Here is an 18,595-nt window from a genome sequence, read left to right on the forward strand (position 1 = left end):
CATATTGGGGCGGCCCCCAAAGGGATCGGGTTACTGTTCGCGAAACGCGCGCGTCATACTGTCGGTCACGGGCTTGATCAAATACTGCACAAAGGTGCGGTCCTGCGTTTTTATCATGATCTGCGCGGGCATGCCGGGGGTCGGGTTGAAGCCACGCACCCGGTCCAATTCGCTTGGTGGTACGGAAATCCGGGCAACATAAATCTCCTGCGGCAACTCCTGCGAACGGTCTAAAATAGCGTCGGCTGAGACATAAAACACCTCGCCCTGAAGCGTGGGCGTTGTGCGTTGGTTCAGCGCTGTGAGGCTGACGGTTGCGGCCTGTCCTTTGCGCACCACATCGATTTCCGTGCGCGGGATCTGCACCTCGATGATCAGCGGCTCACCCGTGGGCAGGATCTCAAGAATGGCCTTGCCGCTTTCGACCACACCGCCGGGGGTGTGATAGTGGAGCCGGATGACAGTGCCGGACACCGGTGCGACAATCTCGGTCCGGGTCAGGACGCTTTCGGCACGGCGGGCCTGCTCGCGCACGCTCTCCAATTCGGATTGTACCGCCTGTAGCTCATCAAGTGCGGCGCTCTGTCGATCCGCGATGGTTTGCGTGATCTGCGATTCATAGCGTTGGGACAAGGAGGCGGTCTCATCCACCTGGGCCTCCAGACGCCCGATTTCACCAATGGCTTCGGCGAGCGCGCGGCGCAGCGTGTTGTATTCGGTTTTGCGCACCAGTCCTTTTTCCAAGAGAACTTCCTTGGCGGCTGAGTCCTCTTCCAGAATTTCCAGCTGCGCTCTGGTGGCGATGAGCTGTTTTTCATAACCGGAAGAGCGATCTTTGAGGGCTTCAATACTCTGGGTCAGGAGATTGATATCATTGCGCAATTGCTGGGTTGCAGCATTGAATACGATTTGCTGGCCATCCAGCATGGCCGCGACATTGAAATCTGCGCGCAACTCTTCCAGTCGGGGCGGATAGATCAGCGTGTCCTTGCGATCAAACTCCGCGAGAATGCGGGTTTCCATGGCCTCCAGCCGGACTTGACGGAGGAACAATTCGCGCTGCGTTGCCAGTGCGGAGGTTTCATCCAGTAGCACAATGGGCTGACCTGCCACGACATTTTCGCCTTCCTCGACGAGGATGGCCTTGATGATGCCGCCCTCAAGGTGTTGCACGATCTTATTGCTGCCGGTGGCGACAAAACTGCCCTGAGAGATCACCGCAGCGGCCAATGGTGCCATGAAGGCCCAAATGCCAAACCCGCCAAGACCGAAGATCAAAAGGAACATGCCCCAGCGCACATGGCTTTCGACAGAGCGGGGAACCTCTTCATACCAGACCGTGGGTTCGGCATAAGTTACCAGTTCAGCCATTTCCGGCTCCTCCCTGATTTTGGTTCGCGAGCCGACCACCGTTGGAGCGTTCCTGAAGTTTCTGAAGCACCTGCTGGCGTTCTCCGAACAACACGATATTGCCGTCTGCCAGCAGCATGATTTTGTCGACTACGCTCAACAGCGACGGTTTCTGCGTAATCACCACCACGGTGATCCCAGCCTCGCGCGCGTGGCGGATGGCGTTGGCCAAGGCCTGATCGCCAGAGGTGTCGAGATTGGAGTTCGGCTCGTCCAGCACCAAAAAGCGAGGGTTGCCGAAGAAGGCCCGCGCCAAGGCGATCCGCTGTTTTTGCCCACCAGAGAGCGGCGAGCCATCAGCGGCCACCATGGTTTCATAGCCATGGGGCAGGGAGGCGATCATGTCGTGCACATCCGCCAAGAGGGCGGCGCGGTGGATGTCGTCGTCACTGGCACCTTCGCGCATGCGGGCGATGTTGTTCTTGATCGAGCCGGGAAAGAGCTGCACGTCCTGCGGCAGATAGCCGATGTTCTCACCAAGCTGGCGGTCATCCCAGTTGCGCAGATCCATAAGGTCCAGGCGCACATTACCCGATGTTGGCAGGATCGAACCCACCAGCATTTTCCCAAGCGTGGTCTTGCCTGCGCCAGAGTTGCCGATCACCGCCAGAGAGTCACCGGGGTTGAGGCCAAAGGTCAGACCGTTCAACACCACCTGCTTGGTGCCTGCAGGCACATAGAGCAGCCGTTCGACGTTCAGGCGGCCTTCGGGGCGGGGCAGGCGGAGCTTTTCGTATTTTTGCACCGAGGACATCATCAGGTTGCTGACGCGGTCATAGGCGGCCCGCGACTGCGAAAAACCATTCCAGCCCTCGATTGACCCTTCAATGGGCGCAAGGGCGCGGCCGGCGATGATAGAAGCGGCGATGACCATACCGCCGGTGATTTCACCTTCGAGCGCCAGAAATGCGCCCCAACCCAACATGCCGATCTGGGTCAACAGGCGCGCGCCCCGCGAAACAGCGGCCCAGACGATATTGCGATCCTGCGCAACAACCTGCGCCCGGAGTGAAGCGGCAGTGTCGCGTCCCCAGAGCGCCACGGCCTCGGGCACCATGGCGAGCGCATTGATGATCTGGCTGTTACGCGACATGGAGTCGAGATGCATGTTCGCCTTGGATTGCGCCAGATTGGCCTCGGCAAAGGGTTTGGAGGTGGCTTTCTGGTTGATCATCGCAATCACCATCAAGGCCAGAGCCGTTCCAATTACAATGAGCCCGAGATGCGGATGCACAAGGAAGATTGCAAGGATGAACAACGGCGCAAAAGGCACGTCCAAAAAGGAAATCAAGGTGCCGGACACAAGGAATGACCTGAGCAACTGCAAATCCCCCAGCGTTTGATATTGCCGCCCGTTGTCGTGAAGGGACGCATGGGCCGCCGCGCTGAGCACCGGTGCCCCCAGCAGCACCGCGACTTCGACCGCCGTGCGCATCAGGATAAACCGGCGAATGGCGTCAAATACCGCCTGCAAGATCACCGCGCCCGCAATCACAATGGTGAGCATAATCAACGTATCGATCGAGCGGCTGGTCAGAACGCGGTCAGAGATCTGAAACAGGTAAATCGGTACTGCGAGCACCAGAAGATTGGTGGCGCAGGTGAGGACCATCACAAAGCCGAGGTTGCGGCGCACCACCTGACGGCCCTTGCGCAACTGCTGGACAAACTGTTCTGGTCCCGGGCGTTTGTGAAATTCCGGCTTTGAGCCGCCACCATCGCCGCCACCATTCCCGCCATTTGTATTGGCTGGAGGCTGGCCCCCGTTTTGTTTGAGGGTGGGGCCGGTATCGGCCTCGATCTGAACGCCTCCCAACCCTTTGGCGATGCGTTCTGGCGCGGCCTTCATACTTTCAGCGCTATCGCATCTGAGATCGGGTGTGAGTTTTAATGGGTCTTTTTCAGAACAGCCGTGAGCGGTGGCTTTTGTGTCGTCTGCGGTGACATCCGGCGTTTGGCCAGAGCCGGTAAAGGTCTTATCTAACATAATTTTTCCCTGTCACTGTCAGGCCAACATCGTTTGCATCAGGTCGGGGCCCGCACTGTTTTCAGGCGGCGTCGCGATGATTTCGGTGTCGTTGGTTGTGTCGATTTCGGGACCGATCATATTGTCGGCGAGAAAGGCCACCGCTTCATTGGCAAGTGCGGGCAGGGCGACGCCAAGCGGGTCCGCATCGGTGTCGATCAGATCGGCCTGATACAGCAGCGCTTCGCTGTAGACATCGCCACCAACCCTCACCTCTGAATCGATGCCATAGGTGTCGATACTCGCGAGGTTGATGGCCGCGTTTGATCCGGTGGTCAGATTGATCTCGGCACCGGTCTCCTCGGCAAAATTTTCCAGTGCGAGGTGAACCTGATCGGAGTCCCCCATCACATTGGTCTGCTCCATCCAGTTGATGGTGGTCAGATCGCCAGAGATGTAGAGCACGGTTAAAACGTCATCGCCCGCAAATGCACCGTCATGTGCGACATCTGTGGTGATCGAGTTGGCCCCCTGTGCAAAGGCATCACTGGCCTTTGCAAAGTTGTCGGTCATCTCACCATAGGTATCGAGCCCGGTGTTGGTGATGCTGGCGCCGTTAAAGAGCAGGTTATCTCCGCCGGAATACCCCACAGGCACCCCATTCGAGGAGGTGACCGTATCGTAATCCATCATCACATTGGTCTGGCTGATCTGATTGATGGTGATCAGGTTTCCGCCGATCATAATCAGATCATACCCGTAGCCAATCTCGGCCAGATCGACCACATTGGCGATGGTATTGTCGCCCATCACAATCTGCGTGTTGGTGCCGGTGAATTGGACGTCGGCCCGGTCATTGTCGGTCATGAAGCTGAACTGGCTGACCCAATTGACCGTCAGAATGTCGCCATCGATGCGGGTCACGGCCCAATTGCTGGGAAGGCCCAGATCTTGGGGTGTTGTGTCCTCCACGGTGCTGCCGTCTTCGACTGCAGGCATGGACGACACATTCGACATGACGGCGACATTTATGGTGGCAGACGCAGATGCCGCGGTGTCACCGTTAAAGCTGACCTGTTCGAAAAGCACATTGACCTGACTGATCGAGTTGAGCTCCACCACGTCGCCCATCACCGAAATCACCGGCGCATCGAGCCACCCGACCATAACGGAGGCGTCGTTGACCATCACATTGGCCCCGGTCACCACATTATGGCCGTCGTCGATTTCAAAAGTATCCGCATCCGAGGAGGACCCGTCGAGGCCCTGAAACGGATCCGTGTCCGCCAGCGCGTCACCGTCTTCTTCGGTGTCGCTTTCTTCCTCTTCTAGTGTCACATCGGGATTTTCCGCCTGAAAATAGGCGGGCATCACATCGTCCAAAACCGGTGTTTCCTCGACGGTTTCGCCGTTCACGAAACTGCCTTGCGCGTCGGCACCGAAGGATACGGTCACTGTTTCACCAATGCGGGAGGCATCCTCGACGGCGCTGATCGCCTCGTAAAATTCGAGCGCAGCTGAAAGGGTGCTTTCGCTGAAATCAAGCGGTGCTTCAGAGGTGGTCGCGCCAAGCGCCTTGGAGATAAGCGCCAAACTGTGCAGAGACGTCAGATAGGTCGAAGGGTCGACAAATTCTGCCTGCTCTTCGTTGAGGTAAAGCTCATCATCATCTTCCATCCATGCAACCTGAGCGGTTATGGTGGCGACGCTGCCCGGCGGCTCCAGCGTTAGATGTGGGCGTGCCGGGAAAAAGGGCAGCGGAGCGGCCTGCCCATCAGGTGACCCCTCGATCAGGCCAAGTTGGCCCAAGGGTTGGTAGAAGAGATCTGCGAGATAGAGGCCGTAGCCATCGGGGGCGAAAAAATAATCCGCCGCCGATGGCGTGTATTCGATCGAGGGTGAAAAGTCCGTGAGTGTGTAGGGTGCGCTGATCTTGACTGAAATATTGAGAAGATCCTCAACTGCGGGATCTTCCAGTTTGGCCGCCTGAAACTGGGCGTAGACGTCGCGCATACGCGCTTCTTCAATGGCGATGTGGAATACACCGATCATATGGGCGACAATTTCGGTTACTTTGTCGAACATGGTACTGGCCCCAATTGCTGGGAATGAATGGCTGCTCACCTCTTTTTTTGTTATGGGCGGATTGAATTATCCGCAGTGCGAGCTTGGGAAATGGTGGAAAACCGGGCCCGATGATCGGGCCCGGTCCGTTGGTTTTTTGTGCGATTATGCGCCGTCGCCATCGTCGCCGATGTAGCTGGAGCTGAAGCCCCCGCCGACCACGGTCATATCAACGGTGTTCCCAAGCACGTTGGCACCCATCACGATGCTCTGGTTGAACGCGGTGGTATCGACCTGAGCCGCCGACGAAGCGAAGGACTCACCGGTTACGAAACCATCGTCACCGTTGTTCGATCCCCACATGCCCGCGTTGCCGCCAGCACCGCCAGCACCGGTGGTCGCCATGCCGCCAGCTCCGCCGGTTCCGCCACCGGCCTGCACGCCGCCAACGACAGCCTGACCGCCGAAGCCGTCACCACTGCTGCCGCCCCAGGCGTGCCCGCCGTAGCCATCGCCACCGTCACCGGCACCTGCAACATTCATGCCGCCATTGCCCTGAGAGTTGTTCAGAGCAGCAGCCCATGCCGCAGCGTCGCCGCCGTCACCACCGTTGGCGTTGCCGCCAGAGCCGTAGCCTTCACCATTGCCAGCTGCAGCTGCCAGAGATCCGGCGTCACCGCCGTTTCCGCTTTCGCCAGAGCCGCCACCGATACCGGTGCCGATTGCATCCGCATCGGATGTGCCGCCGTCACCGCCGTCTGCACCTGCAAGGCCAAGACCCAGAAGTCCCAGACCACCGCCAATAGCGCCGGTATCACCGGTGTCGCTGCTGTCGGAGTTCGCTCCTGCAGCGCCGACGCCTACGCCAAGACCGCCTGCATCACCGGTGTCGCCACCGTCTGCATTCGATCCAGCCAGCCCTGCGCCGACACCGAGGCCCGCACCGATGGAGGTTGCCGCTCCGCCGTCGTCGCTGGTTGCGTCAGAGTCTGCCCCTGCGCCACCAATCCCGACACCAAGGCCGATGGATGCAGCATTGCCGCCGTTTGCACCGTTACCGCCCTGTGCGGATCCGTTGCCACCGTTGCCGCTGGCTCCGCCAGTTGCCCCGGCTGCGCCGCCGATCCCCAGACCGCCAAGTGCGCCTGCACCGTTTGCGGTGGCTCCGCCGCCGCCAGTACCGCCGCCTGCGCCAGCTGCGATACCATCATCAGCAGTTGCAGTGCCGCCTTTTGCGGTGTTGGTCTGGTTCATCGTGCCATTATTGGACACGTTGCTCAGGTGGTCGTTGTCTTGCAGGTTGTTGGACTGCGCATTGATGGTTCCGGCATCGTTGCCAGCACCGTTCAGCGCGTCGTTCAACATGCTATCCAGATCAAGGTCGTTGCCCGGATTATAGTCGATGTTGCCCTTCGCCATGATGAAGTCACCGGCGTTGGAGTGATCCAGATCGATGTCGGCAAAATCATCGTCGGTGGGCTCATAGCCTTCAATCCCCACCGCGACATCCACGGTGACCGTAGAATCGTTGGTGTTGGAATTCAGGTTGCCATTGGCGTTGAGGTTGGCATTGCCGTTGGCGTTGCCATTCGCGTTGCCGTTGGCATTCCCATTGGCGTTGCCGTTATGGTTGCCGTTGCCATTCGCGTTCCCGTTGCCATTGAGGTTGCCGTTCCCGTTACCATTGCCGTTCAAATTGCCATTCCAGCTCTCACTGGATTGGTACTGGCCCTGATCCTGATCTTGATCCTGGTCGGACAGCTGACCCTGCGCCTGCAGCTGAGCTTGCAGCTCCGCCTGCGCCTGGCCTTGGCCCTGCAGCTGGTCTTGATCCTGATCCTGAGACTGGTCGCCCATCGGGCCGAAGTGGAATTGGTTTTTCTTAGACATAGGATGTCTCCCGTAATGCATTCCCGGGATCGCCACTCATATCAAAAGCGATCATTTGGGTTTGCCATTGATGTGTTTTCATGAAATTGCGCGCCGTTGAGATTTCTCTTCTGCCGGTGCGCTGCAGAAGTTTCGTGTGTCAGATATTTGATCCCCCCTCGCTATGCATTTTTGAAACAAAAGAGCCGGAGACAAACAGGCGATGATACGCGCTGTATTGCTGGCTCTTTCCTGCGGGCGCTGAGGCCAGCAAGGTCACAAAAGGTGACGTTCAGAGCATTGCGAAAGCAGAAACGTAAAACCACCCAACCATAGGATTAAGAATGGAAAATAATTACTTATGTATTTGTTTTTATAGTATTTTTTACATCGTTCTTGTGGTCGCGAAACGATGCGCTGGCCGTGGATATCATTCGTTTCGGTTGGCCTAATCGATGGGTTTAGTTCAGTTGAAACAAGAAGATTTCAGTGACCGTTCACAAGGCGTAGGCCATATGAAGGAGGGGCAATCTGTGACCACAAATTTAATCCACTGATTTAATACGTAGGCTGACTATAATGTATGCTGCCAAAAACGAAAAAGATTCCCGAACCAGCCGTGCAACTATAATGAGATACGGCGTAACTCGTGGAAATTATTAAGGTTGTGCGCAGATGATTCGAAGATTCGTATGAAAACGCCGCACCTTCTCCAAATGAGCAGTCCATTCGGTGTGAGAATTTGTGAGAACAACAACTCTCTGGCGTGAAAATGCCGTGATTTCTGCATGGTTGCAGTGTTTGTTCTGTTGAGTAGGGGGCTTATTGACCTTGCGTCAACTTTTTGATTTTTCAGGGTGTTTTTCGAAAGTAAACATGTTGATCGCGAGAATATTCGTCACGATTGAGCAAATTTACGCCCGAACACGGCAGACACTTACGATAAATTGTGATAATTTTTTGTAGTTAGTTTGGCATTAATCAATGTGCCCGTCTCCGGGGGGAGGGAGCATCACGCTCTAGGGACAATTGGTGCATCGGGCGATATCGAGCGCCCTGCTATCGGATGTATAAATCCGAAGCAAAAAAGTAGTTTTAGTCGTGCAGGTACGTTCGCAACATGTGAAAACCAAGTGGGATGCGACATGAAGAGTAACGAGTTCAAAAGTGAATTAAGTGGGATCACGTGCTATTTCGTAGGAAATGCGCATGACTTCTCAGAACCAGCCATCGAACTGGCGACGATCAGTTTCAAGTCTGTTCGGTTCGAACGTCTTGAAACGATTGAAGATCTCCTTTCCCTAGATGTGGATCGGGTAGATCGCGTGCGTTCGATTATTTTAAATCAATCTATGGGTGAATCGTTTAGCAATTTCATAGATCAAATTCAAGATAAATTTCCCAGTGCCACTACGGCTTTTGCGTATCGGCAACCTGAATTGGCACGTTCTTTTTTAGTCCGAATGAAAAACCAACGCCCGAAGCGCGGGGTTGGCTTTCTGCCAATGAACCGGGATCTTGATCGCTGGCTTACGGTTTTGCGGTTGCTGGTGCGGGGGGAAAACTACGTGCCGGGGGAGCTCTATGATGATTTTTTTTCGGGCGCTGACGTCGCGGCGGCGCATGAGCGGCTGCCAGCGCCGAGCGAACCGGAGCCATCCTCTCCCAAGCCGTGCGCCGCAGGTCAGCAGCGCGCATCAAAGGCAGGCAATATCCGCCTGACCACGCGCGAGGCACAGGTTCTGTCCTGTGTCGCCGAAGGTAAGCAGAACAAGCTGATCGCCAATCGGCTCGGGTTGTCGGAACATACAGTGAAGCTCCATATCCACCATGTGATTGCCAAGCTTGGCGTCAACAACCGAACCGAGGCCGCTGTTTGGTTTCTGGAAAACCACGGCTCCGATCAGTTCGTTCAATGAAGGGGGCCGCGCATCAACCGAGTTTTGATGCGTTCCTCTTGCTGGTCGGTCGGCTTAACTATGCGTGGACCAATACCGAAAGCCTGTTGATCCATCTGATTGCCGGGTTGGCCGAGGTGGATAAGGAAACCGCGACGGTAATCTTCCTGACTCTTAACACCACGCGTGCGCGCATCGATCTGGTCGAGCGGTTGAGCAAACTCGACAGGGTTTCCGCCGATGAAAGAGAGCCGGTGCTTGCGCTGACCGGGCGCATCCAACGTCAATCCGCACTGCGCAATCGCTACAATCACTGCATCTATGCGTTTGACCCTGAGAATGGGAATCTCCACACGATTCTCATGCGAATCGCGGACCGCAAGGACACGCTGAAAATCGGTCAATCCACACCGCTGAACGATGCCGCCGCTGAGGATATCGAGACGGCGATCTCGGAATTGACGGCGATAAATCACGGTATCTGGCAGGTGATTGCACAGTTTGGTTATCCGGCCTGAGATCTCGGCCCCAAGACCCTAGCCAAACGGTCTAACCCTATTGCTAGCTTCACAGAAAATGCTTTGATTTTATGATGATAAGCTCAGTGTTTTTTAATTTTGAGCAGCTTGGATGCGGTGAGGGACGGTGACGGTTTTCACTCCATAACTCCGAAGAAATGCATCCGGCACAACCGCAATTCTGGGCTGCTGATTGACACCGGGGGGTGTGAGTAATGGCAGCTAGAGTTTCATTGGTTCCGGTCTCAAAGAAAACGAGCCAAAACAGACGTCGGATCATGGTGGCAGGGGGCGCAGGTTTTGTCGGCGCGCATCTGTGCCAACGGCTGGTTCACGATGGCCATGAGGTCATCTGCATCGACAATTTTCAAACCGGTCGCATGTGCAATATCGTGCATCTTTTGGATGACGAGAATTTCACCTGTGTGTCGCACGACATTGTCGACCCGCTGCCTGATCTGGGACAGGTGGATGAGATCTACAACCTCGCCTGTGCGGCCTCTCCCAAGAAGTATCAGGTCGATCCGATCCACACGTTCAAGACAAATGTGTTCGGGGCGTTGAACCTGCTGGAGCTGGCGTTGCAACACGATGCGACGATCCTGCAATCTTCCACCTCTGAGGTTTATGGTGATCCGGAGATTACGCCGCAGGCGGAGACCTATCGCGGCAACGTCAATACCATGGGGCCGCGCTCTTGCTATGATGAAGGCAAACGGGCGGTGGAGACGCTGTTTTACGATTTCCATCATGCACGCGGCGCCAAAACCCGCGTGGCCCGTATTTTCAATACCTACGGTCCGGGCATGTGCCCTCAGGACGGGCGGGTGATCTCCAACTTCGTTACTCAGGCGCTGTCCGGGGTGCCGGTTACCGTCTATGGCGATGGCAGTCAGACCCGTTCCTTCTGTTTTGTGAGCGATCTGGTGGAGGGGCTTATGGCGCTGATGGCATGCGAGGATGCGCCGGTTCAGGCCTATAACCTCGGCAACCCCGGTGAGTTCACCGTAAGGGAGGTGGCGCAGCACATCATTGAGACCTTGGGGTCCAAGTCAGAGGTCGCTTATTTGGACCTGCCGGTGGATGATCCGCGCCAGCGCTGCCCAGACATTTCCCGTGCCAAGGCTGATCTGAACTGGGCGCCCAAAGTGTCGCTTGCGGATGGGCTGCGGATGACGGTTCCTTATTTTGCGGGGCAGCTTCAACGGCCTGCCGCCCGCCTGCTGGTTGCAGAATGAAGACGGGGCAGAACATATGCGTGACCGGTGGGGCCGGTTACATTGGCAGCCACGCCTGCTATGCGCTGGCCCGCGAAGGGGTCTCGCCGATGGTGGTGGACAATCTGTCGACGGGCAATCGCAGCGCCATTCGCTGGGGGCCGCTGAGCCAGATTGATTTGCGCGATACTGAGCGGCTGGCACAAGCGCTGATCGCCCATGATATTTCGACCGTGATGCATTTTGCAGCGTCTGCCTATGTCGGGGAATCCGTCGCAGATCCAATGAAGTATTACGACAACAACGTTGGCGGCATGCTATCGCTGCTGCGCGCATGCGCGTTGGCGGGGGTGGAGCGGTTTGTGTTCTCCAGCAGTTGTGCCACCTATGGGATACCAGATGTTTTGCCCGTGGATGAACGTGCCGAGCAACGCCCGATCAATCCCTATGGCGAAAGCAAACTGATCTGCGAACACATGTTGCGCGATATTGCGCCTCAGATCGGAATGTCCTTTGCGATCCTGCGGTATTTTAACGTCGCAGGTGCTGATCCCAGCGGCGCATTGGCAGAGCAACATGACCCCGAAACCCATCTGGTGCCACTGACGCTCTTTACGGCGGCGGGGCGGCGGCATGTGCTCACGCTGTTTGGCGCTGATTATGATACGCCCGATGGCACCTGCATTCGTGACTACATCCATGTCAGCGATCTGGTGCAAGGGCATCTGCTGGCGCTGGATCATCTTGAGGACCACAAGGGCAACCTGATTGTCAATCTGGGCAGCGGTCACGGAGTGTCCAACCTGCAGATCATTCGCACGGTCGAGGAAATCACCCAGCGCCACGTCAGATTGCTAACTGCAGAGCGCCGGGTGGGAGATCCGCCGGTTTTGGTTGCCGACACCACATTCGCCAATCAGATCCTCGGCTTTGAGCCGCAACGCTCTGATATTGAGACCATCGTCACCGATGCGGCGCGCAGCTTTGGCCTGTTGGAGGCGCAAAATGCAGAATCCGCATGACCTTTCCCACCAGCCGTTCCGTAGGCCGGTCCTGCAGGGGCGATTGCGTCGCAAATACCTGGCGCTGGCGCTGCTGTGGCTGATCGCGGCGGTGTTCTTCTGGCAATGGTGGCTGCGCCCGGATCATTATACGAGTTGGTATCTTTATTGGCCCGTCACCCTGTGTGTGTTCTGGGTGTTCTTTGTGCAGGCTTATCTCTTGGTGTTTTTCCTGCGCGCGCAGCATGCCACTGGCAGCCTCGCCGCGCTGGGGCCGCATCGGGTGGCGATGGTTGTGACCAAGGCCCCCTCAGAGCCGTTCGACGTGGTGCGGGTCACGCTGGAGGCCATGTTGGCGCAGGATGTGCCTCATGACACATGGCTGGCGGACGAAGACCCCGACCAAGAAACCCTTGAATGGTGCGCCCGGCACGGAGTTCAGGTCTCCACCCGCAAAGGCGTCGAGGATTACCACCAAAAAACATGGCCCCGGCGCACCCGCTGCAAAGAGGGCAACCTTGCCTATTTTTATGACCATTACGGCTATGATCGCTATGATTTCGTCTCGCAACTGGATGCGGACCATGTGCCGCAACCGAACTACCTGAGGGAAATTCTGCGCGCCTTTGTTGACCCGGATGTGGGCTATGTCAGCGCGCCGAGCATCTGCTCGCAGAATTCTGCCAACAGTTGGGCTGCCCGCAGTCGGTTGCACAGCGAGGCGGTTTTTCACGGTGTGGTGCAGGCGGGCTATGCCAATGGCTGGGCGCCGATGTGCATCGGGTCGCACTATGCAGTGCGGACCAAAGCCCTGCGCGACATTGGCGGATTGGGGCCGGAACTGGCCGAAGATCACTCCACCTCGATGCTGATGAACGCGGGCGGCTGGAAGGGCATGCACGCCATGGATGCCATTGCGCTGGGGGATGGGCCGGCCACATTTGTCGATCTGATTGTACAAGAGTTTCAATGGTCTCGCAGCCTGATGACCATTCTGTTGCAATACACGCCACGCTATTTCATGGCGCTCTCGCCCCGGCACCGGGTGCAGTTTGTCTTTTGCCAGATGTGCTACCCGCTGCTTGCGGGGTTTATGGCGCTGATGTTCCTCTTTCCCATTGTCGCGCTGTTGTGTGACGTACGCTATGCGGAAGTGACGTTTCCGGCCTTTCTTGCCCATGTCTGGCCGTCGACACTGGTGCTGCTGATATTGGTGGGCTGCGTTCGCAGGGACGGATTCCTGCGGCCCTATGACGCCAAGGTGTTGGGCTGGGAAAAGGTGGCCTTTGCCTTTGCGCAATGGCCTTGGGTTCTCTTGGGTATCGCGATGGCCGTGCGGGACAGGCTGTTTGGCGGTTTTGTCGATTTCCGTGTCACGCCCAAAGGCTCCGGCGTGGTCGCCATGATCCCCTGGGCGGTGCTGTTGCCTTATGCGGTGCTGGCGATGATGTCGCTACTGCCAGTGCTGCTGGTTGAGCACATCTCGGACGCGGCGGGCTTTTACATCTTCGCGCTGATCAATGCGATTATCTACACGGTGCTGTTTTTTGTGATTGCGCATAAGCATCTGCAGGAAAACCAAATCCGAATTTTCAACTGGCCGCTGCGCACGGCGGCTCAGATGGGATGCGTGGTGCTGCTGTCTGGTTTTATCATGGTGGGCTTTGTGGAGCGCACCAATGCGGCGCTGGTCGCGCTGACCGATGCCGGCGGCAAGATCAAGATTTTTAAACCGTATTTCCCGGTTTCCGGGGCAGGGCGGAGCACCACCAACAGCCCAGTCATGGCCTACGACCCCGACTGGTACTCTCAATTACTTAACTCTCTGATTTCGCAAAGGACGGGAAAATGAAACGCCTCATGGACTTGAAATGCCAGACCTTCAGATATCTTGGGGTCACAGCCGCGCTGGTGCTTGCCACTGCCAGCGCGCCTGCGGCTCAGACGGTTCCGCCGGGGAGCCTGCCCTTTGGTGTCTATGACCCCAATGGTGATTTTACCGACCTCAATGGGGTCTCGATCGAACATCTCTTCCTGCCATGGGAGGACGTGCTGTTGTCGAGCCTCGAAGAAGCCGAGGATTATGCCAAGGCGCGTGATCGTACATTGCTAGTCACCATCGAACCCTGGACCTGGTCGCGTGACGAACGCAACACGCCACGGGTGCTGCGCAACGGGATCGAAAGCGGTGCGTATGACGAAAAAATGGCCAATATCTGCGCCGCGCTGGGGCAACTCGACATTCCGATGACGATCCGCTGGGCGCAGGAGATGGACGACAAGAGCGGCCAGTTTATCTGGGCCGGGTGGGAGCCGCAGGCGTATATCTCCGCCTATCGCCGGATGAATGATGTCTGCCGCCAAAGTGTCCCGGATGCTAAATACATGTGGTCGCCACTGGGGCTTGAGAACATGGCCGACTACTACCCCGGAGATGACTTCGTCGATGTGGTGGGGCTTTCGGTGTTCAGCTATCAGCCATGGGAAGGGGCGGTGCTGGGCGGTGCGCAGAGCTTTGAGGACATATTTGGACCGCGGTACGAGCGTGCCATTCAATTCGGCAAACCCGTGATGGTGGCCGAGCTGGGCTTTGTGGGGGATGCGGAGCATGTCGCCCAATGGAACGCCGATGTCAGAACCAAGGGAGATCTCTATCCGGAGCTGACGGCTGTGGTCTATTTCGACCAGCAGGAGGTCTACCCTTGGCCGGATGGATTTGGCCTGCCGAACTGGCGCCAAACGGCAAACGTTCTGGAGTGATTTCGCAGCCCACGGGCAAGGGCATTTGCTGCAAGACTGCGCGAGGTCGGGTCTTCGCCAAAGATGAAGAATCACAAATACGCAGTTTTTGCGATATATTCGCGCCCGGCTTGGCCGTAGTGGCGGGTTTTTGCCTGCGCTCTACGCTGGCAAAGTGTGGTTTGGTCAACCATATAAAGGTCGCCGCAAGTATTTCCGGTAACAAACTGGCAGTTCACAAGAAAATACACCGCCGCCTCTGAAATATGGGCGCGCGTGTTTTGTTTTCGTTTCCCCAAACTCTCTCTCACTTGACGATATGCGGCTCCGGACCTGCCTTGGGGGCCGCTTGACCGTTAATTATATGTTGTCCTAAATGAGGCACAGGTAACGGGACCCGCTTAATCAAGGGTGGGCTCACAACCCGAGGAGAGCAGTTTTGGTAAGACAGGTAGCACGCCAGTGTCGGCGCGGTTTTTTGGCATTTTCAATCGGAACATCGCTTCTTGCGAGTGCAGCGCTGGGCGCACAAGCAACGGGTGTGAGCAGCCCTAAAGAGGTCGTTCTGGCATCTGGCTCAGGCAGCTATGTGTGCACACCTGCCGGGTTTGGAAAGAAATCCCGCTGCTATCGCCGCTGATCTATTCCAGCCACGCGCACATGATTTGAACTCGTCTTATGCCCCGCGTCTGGGGCGCAATAGACGCGCTAATGTTGCGGCAGGCTGTTCATAGCCTCCTGCGCGTATTGAGCCGCCATGGTGATCAACGCATTGGCCGCATTGCGCGGGCGGGCGCAGAACAAAGGCAGTCTGGTCGGCGTGTTGTCGACCTCAATGACCTCCAGCTGGCGGTTGCTCAGTTCCCGTGTGATCGCGGCACGCGGCACCAGCGCAAGCCCTGCACCTTCGACCGCCATGCGGATCATCATGAACAAGCTGTCGCTTTGGGTAAAGCGACGGTGACGCCCCAGTCCAAAGGCGGGCCGGTGGGTGCTGCCATGGATGGGCGAGTCCCAGCTGTAGCCGATGATCGGAGAGCGCCCGAGATCATCATCGCTGAGGCAACCCTGAAACAGCCCCGGCGCGGCAATCCAAACCATATCAAAACTGCCAAGCGGTATATATTTCAGGCTGCTGTCCTGGCTCTCGCTTGAGGCAAAGGCGATGTCGAGCTGACCGGACCCCATGTGGCGCAGCAGGGTTGCGCTTTGGTTGACTTCGATCTCGACCCGCAGGTCGGGGAACTTGCGCTCCATGCGCTCCACCAAAGGCATCAGCCATGTGGCCGCAACCGGCCCGTTGGCACCAAGGCGCAGGCGGCTGTCGCGGGCGTCGGCGCTGCGATGAAACGACAGATCCTCCGTCAGGCGCAGCACCGTGCGGGCATATTCCAGCAGTTCCTCCCCTTGCACTGTCAGCGCGAGATTTTGATCGCGGCTCAGCAAGGTGACACCCAGTTCTTCCTCCAGTCCGCGGATGCGCGAAGAGACCGTCGGTTGTGAGATATTCAGTACCTTTGCAGCCTTGCGAAAACTGTTGAGGCGGGTGACCCAGTAAAAGGTCCGAAGGCTGTGAATTTGCATGGCATTCTCTAATTGATAGAATAATCCTATCGGATTGATCCGCCAATTCAAGTGGACCCGTTCATATCAGCTGGTACGTGATAGAGAAAACGAACCGGAGCTGAGATGACCTATATCCTCGACCCTATGCCGCAGGCGATTGCACCCCAGAGCCTTGCGCGCCTTTGCGCCTTTGAGACGGTGCTGCTGGGGCATTTCCTCTATCGTGGCATGTTGGACCCGGCGATCCGTCCGGTTGCGGCGACGCCTCGGGTGGTGGGGACGGCGGTGACACTGACTTTGCCGGGGTTTGATTCCACGTTGCTGCATCACGCGGCGGGGATGCTGCGCCAAGGCGATGTACTGGTCATCGACCGTTGCGGCGATCACAAGGCCGCATGTCTGGGTGGCGGGGTCGCCATGGCGATCCGCAATTCCGGCGCGGCTGCGGTGGTGATTGATGGCTGCCACACGGATACGGAGGAGTTGGCAGCGCTGGGCTTGCCAGTCTTTAGCCGTGGGGCCTCTGCGCAGACCACGCGGCTGACAGGCCAAGGTGGTGCCCTGAACCGCCCCGTGAGTGTTGGGGGGGTGCCGGTGTTGGCGGGCGATGCGATCCTTGCCGACGGGCTGGGTGTGGTGTCGCTCCACGCGGTGGAATTGCCCGAAATTCTTGCACAAGCAGAAGCGTTGCAAGCGCTCACCGACACGACCATTGCAGGCGTTGCACGTGGCGAGCGGATTGGTGATCTGTCCGGCGCAAGCGAGATGGTCGCGCGGCTCACGGCACCGGCGGGCTGAGCGGGATGGGCACCGTCGCAGATCTGGTGGATGCGGTCTATGCAGACCTCGGCCCGCAGGTGCAGGGACTGGTCTATGATTACTCCCCGGTGCCCTTTTCCCACGAACCGGGCCGATTTGTACTGCCCGAAATTATCGAGGCGCGCGGTGCGGCAGAGGTGTTGGTGGACGATTGGTGTGGCCGGTCGCTGTATCGGGCCGACCCTGTGCAGCGGCGGGCTGCGAAAATCCTCAATCCTTTTGTCTGGAGTTACCACGCCGAGGAATGCTCGGTCATTCGCGAGGATCTGGGCCAAGGTGATGTGCGTGAGGTGCGCGAGCGGCTCTTGGACTGGACGCTGGGGCGCGGCATGACCGTACCCTTGCATCTTCCGGGGCGGGGATTTGCGACGCTGTCGGCCTTTGTCGAGGGGCGGGCAGATATGGATATGCTGGCACGTTTTGCGTTGCAGGCCTTTGAGTTGCAGGATCGGATCTCGGTCGAGCTGCAGCAGGCGCGCGGCCCGCTGACCCTGCGCGAGGCCGAATGTCTGAGCCATACCGCAGCGGGGCTATCCGCCAAACAGATCGCCCATGAACTCAACCGCTCCGAGAGCATGGTGGTCAAACATCTGCAGGCTGCGGCGTCCAAACTCGGCGCGCGCAATCGCAGCCATGCGGTCGCGATTGCCACACGTCAGGGCTGGATCGACTGAACCGCGCGCGCGGCGGCGTCACGCAGCAGGCCGACATCAGATGTGACAGTGACCAAGGCATGCCCTCGGGCAAACATATCTTGCGCGTGTTCTCCGGGCAGTGCGGCGCCCCCCAGCAGCTTGCCAGAGGCGCGGATCGCCGTTTCTGCATCTCGCAGCGCCTGTGCCAATTCGGGCGAGGCAAGATCGCCAAAGCTGCCATAGTCGCTGGTCAGATCCAGCGGACCCAGGAAGAGCATGTCGATCCCTTCGACCGCTGCAATCTCGGGGATTGCCTCCAGCCCTGCGCGGCTTTCGATCATTACGGCAACAAGGATCGAGTCATTTGCTGTTTGCGCATGGGAACCGTCTGCGCCATAGCGGGCAGCGCGCGAGACGGTGAACTGCGCGCCGCGACGGCCCAGCGGCGCGTAGCGCGCGGCCTCTGCAATGGCGCGGGCCTCTGTGCCAGAGCGCACATCGGCCACCATGATCCCGTCAAACCCTGCATCGAGCAGCGGCTTGATCGCCCCGGCAGAACCGTCTCGGGCGCGGGCCATGACAAAGGCATCCGACATCGCGCGAATGGCGCGCAGTTCGTGCAGGGCAGATTGCATGTCTGCCGCCGCATGCTCGCGGTCGATAATCAAGAGTGGAAAGCCCGCTTGCGCCATCACCTCATCCACATCGGGGTTGGCGAGGAACAGAAACGCGCCGGGCAGGCGGGTTCCGTTCAGCAGGGTCTGGCGCAGGGGTTTCATGAGGCTTCTCCGGTTTTGCATGAGGCTAACGCGGACTGGCGCAGGCGGCATCCTGCAAGATCTTGCAGCTTGTTGGCGGGGCAGCGGCTGCGGCAGTTTTGCCCGAATATCGCC

At 57.9% G+C, this 18,595-nt stretch carries 14 protein-coding genes; 8 read left to right on the top strand and 6 right to left on the bottom strand.

All coding sequences use genetic code 11. The features are described from left to right. Positions 1–30: 30 nt before the first annotated feature. The 4 genes from UB90_RS10905 to UB90_RS10920 form a co-directional block, all read right to left on the bottom strand. Positions 31–1,371: an HlyD family type I secretion periplasmic adaptor subunit gene (locus tag UB90_RS10905; RefSeq protein WP_065326986.1), complete on the bottom strand. Its 1,341-nt coding sequence runs from the start codon at positions 1,369–1,371 to the stop codon at positions 31–33. Continuing rightward, on the bottom strand, positions 1,364–3,397 hold the full coding sequence (locus tag UB90_RS10910) for a type I secretion system permease/ATPase (protein WP_065326987.1): 2,034 nt from the start codon (positions 3,395–3,397) through the stop codon (positions 1,364–1,366). Before UB90_RS10910 ends, UB90_RS10905 begins: the two co-directional genes overlap by 8 nt. Before the next feature lie 18 nt (positions 3,398–3,415). Continuing rightward, a complete protein-coding gene (locus UB90_RS10915; protein ID WP_065326988.1) occupies positions 3,416–5,461 on the bottom strand; it encodes a type I secretion protein ATPase in 2,046 nt (681 codons plus the stop codon). Between the two features lie 144 nt (positions 5,462–5,605). Continuing rightward, positions 5,606–7,330, bottom strand: a complete 1,725-nt coding sequence (locus UB90_RS10920) for a hypothetical protein (protein WP_065326989.1) — start codon at positions 7,328–7,330, stop codon at positions 5,606–5,608. Positions 7,331–8,454: 1,124 nt separating this feature from the next. Here UB90_RS10920 and UB90_RS23090 point away from each other — a divergent pair. The 6 genes from UB90_RS23090 to UB90_RS10950 all read left to right on the top strand — a co-directional run bounded on the left by UB90_RS23090 (position 8,455) and on the right by UB90_RS10950 (position 14,703). Then, positions 8,455–9,228: a response regulator transcription factor gene (locus tag UB90_RS23090; protein ID WP_227512105.1), complete on the top strand. Its 774-nt coding sequence runs from the start codon at positions 8,455–8,457 to the stop codon at positions 9,226–9,228. Next, the gene (locus tag UB90_RS10930; protein WP_065326991.1) at positions 9,225–9,725 is read left to right on the top strand and encodes a hypothetical protein; all 501 of its coding nucleotides are present in this window, start codon (positions 9,225–9,227) and stop codon (positions 9,723–9,725) included. The genes UB90_RS23090 and UB90_RS10930 overlap by 4 nt, the downstream gene beginning before the upstream one ends. 215 nt (positions 9,726–9,940) lie before the next feature. Continuing rightward, positions 9,941–10,963, top strand: a complete 1,023-nt coding sequence (locus tag UB90_RS10935) for a UDP-glucuronic acid decarboxylase family protein (protein WP_065326992.1) — start codon at positions 9,941–9,943, stop codon at positions 10,961–10,963. Continuing rightward, positions 10,960–11,964: a UDP-glucose 4-epimerase GalE gene (gene galE, locus UB90_RS10940; protein WP_009178754.1), complete on the top strand. Its 1,005-nt coding sequence runs from the start codon at positions 10,960–10,962 to the stop codon at positions 11,962–11,964. Before UB90_RS10935 ends, galE begins: the two co-directional genes overlap by 4 nt. Further along, complete coding sequence (locus UB90_RS10945) at positions 11,948–13,795, top strand: glycosyltransferase family 2 protein (RefSeq protein WP_065326993.1); 1,848 nt, start codon at positions 11,948–11,950, stop codon at positions 13,793–13,795. The genes galE and UB90_RS10945 overlap by 17 nt, the downstream gene beginning before the upstream one ends. Further along, positions 13,792–14,703, top strand: a complete 912-nt coding sequence (locus tag UB90_RS10950) for a glycoside hydrolase family 26 protein (protein WP_005620023.1) — start codon at positions 13,792–13,794, stop codon at positions 14,701–14,703. The genes UB90_RS10945 and UB90_RS10950 overlap by 4 nt, the downstream gene beginning before the upstream one ends. 687 nt (positions 14,704–15,390) lie before the next feature. Here UB90_RS10950 and UB90_RS10955 read toward each other — a convergent pair. Next, positions 15,391–16,266 (bottom strand): LysR family transcriptional regulator, encoded by an 876-nt coding sequence (locus tag UB90_RS10955; protein WP_065326994.1) that lies wholly within the window; start codon positions 16,264–16,266, stop codon positions 15,391–15,393. Positions 16,267–16,371: 105 nt separating this feature from the next. Between UB90_RS10955 and UB90_RS10960 the strand changes: the two genes are divergently transcribed. Both UB90_RS10960 and UB90_RS10965 read left to right on the top strand, forming a co-directional pair. After that, positions 16,372–17,046: an RraA family protein gene (locus tag UB90_RS10960; RefSeq protein ID WP_009178945.1), complete on the top strand. Its 675-nt coding sequence runs from the start codon at positions 16,372–16,374 to the stop codon at positions 17,044–17,046. Between the two features lie 5 nt (positions 17,047–17,051). Next, on the top strand, positions 17,052–17,741 hold the full coding sequence (locus UB90_RS10965; RefSeq protein ID WP_065326995.1) for a helix-turn-helix transcriptional regulator: 690 nt from the start codon (positions 17,052–17,054) through the stop codon (positions 17,739–17,741). On the opposite strand, the gene UB90_RS10970 is transcribed toward UB90_RS10965, so the two are convergent. Continuing rightward, on the bottom strand, positions 17,723–18,481 hold the full coding sequence (locus tag UB90_RS10970; RefSeq protein ID WP_065326996.1) for an HpcH/HpaI aldolase family protein: 759 nt from the start codon (positions 18,479–18,481) through the stop codon (positions 17,723–17,725). The two genes, UB90_RS10965 and UB90_RS10970, sit on opposite strands and share 19 nt — an antisense overlap. Positions 18,482–18,595 lie beyond the last annotated feature (114 nt).

This window comes from Tritonibacter mobilis (assembly GCF_001681715.1).
Taxonomy (GTDB): Bacteria; Pseudomonadota; Alphaproteobacteria; order Rhodobacterales; family Rhodobacteraceae; genus Epibacterium; species Epibacterium mobile.

Bases quoted from the DNA above. Each gene is read 5' to 3' on its own strand.
- UB90_RS10905 (WP_065326986.1), bottom strand. From the start codon at position 1,371: ATGGCTGAACTGGTAACTTATGCCGAACCCACGGTCTGGTATGAAGAG.
- UB90_RS10910 (WP_065326987.1), bottom strand. From the start codon at position 3,397: ATGTTAGATAAGACCTTTACCGGCTCTGGCCAAACGCCGGATGTCACC.
- UB90_RS10915 (WP_065326988.1), bottom strand. From the start codon at position 5,461: ATGTTCGACAAAGTAACCGAAATTGTCGCCCATATGATCGGTGTATTC.
- UB90_RS10920 (WP_065326989.1), bottom strand. From the start codon at position 7,330: ATGTCTAAGAAAAACCAATTCCACTTCGGCCCGATGGGCGACCAGTCT.
- UB90_RS23090 (WP_227512105.1), top strand. From the start codon at position 8,455: ATGAAGAGTAACGAGTTCAAAAGTGAATTAAGTGGGATCACGTGCTAT.
- UB90_RS10930 (WP_065326991.1), top strand. From the start codon at position 9,225: ATGAAGGGGGCCGCGCATCAACCGAGTTTTGATGCGTTCCTCTTGCTG.
- UB90_RS10935 (WP_065326992.1), top strand. From the start codon at position 9,941: ATGGCAGCTAGAGTTTCATTGGTTCCGGTCTCAAAGAAAACGAGCCAA.
- galE (WP_009178754.1), top strand. From the start codon at position 10,960: ATGAAGACGGGGCAGAACATATGCGTGACCGGTGGGGCCGGTTACATT.
- UB90_RS10945 (WP_065326993.1), top strand. From the start codon at position 11,948: ATGCAGAATCCGCATGACCTTTCCCACCAGCCGTTCCGTAGGCCGGTC.
- UB90_RS10950 (WP_005620023.1), top strand. From the start codon at position 13,792: ATGAAACGCCTCATGGACTTGAAATGCCAGACCTTCAGATATCTTGGG.
- UB90_RS10955 (WP_065326994.1), bottom strand. From the start codon at position 16,266: ATGCAAATTCACAGCCTTCGGACCTTTTACTGGGTCACCCGCCTCAAC.
- UB90_RS10960 (WP_009178945.1), top strand. From the start codon at position 16,372: ATGACCTATATCCTCGACCCTATGCCGCAGGCGATTGCACCCCAGAGC.
- UB90_RS10965 (WP_065326995.1), top strand. From the start codon at position 17,052: ATGGGCACCGTCGCAGATCTGGTGGATGCGGTCTATGCAGACCTCGGC.
- UB90_RS10970 (WP_065326996.1), bottom strand. From the start codon at position 18,481: ATGAAACCCCTGCGCCAGACCCTGCTGAACGGAACCCGCCTGCCCGGC.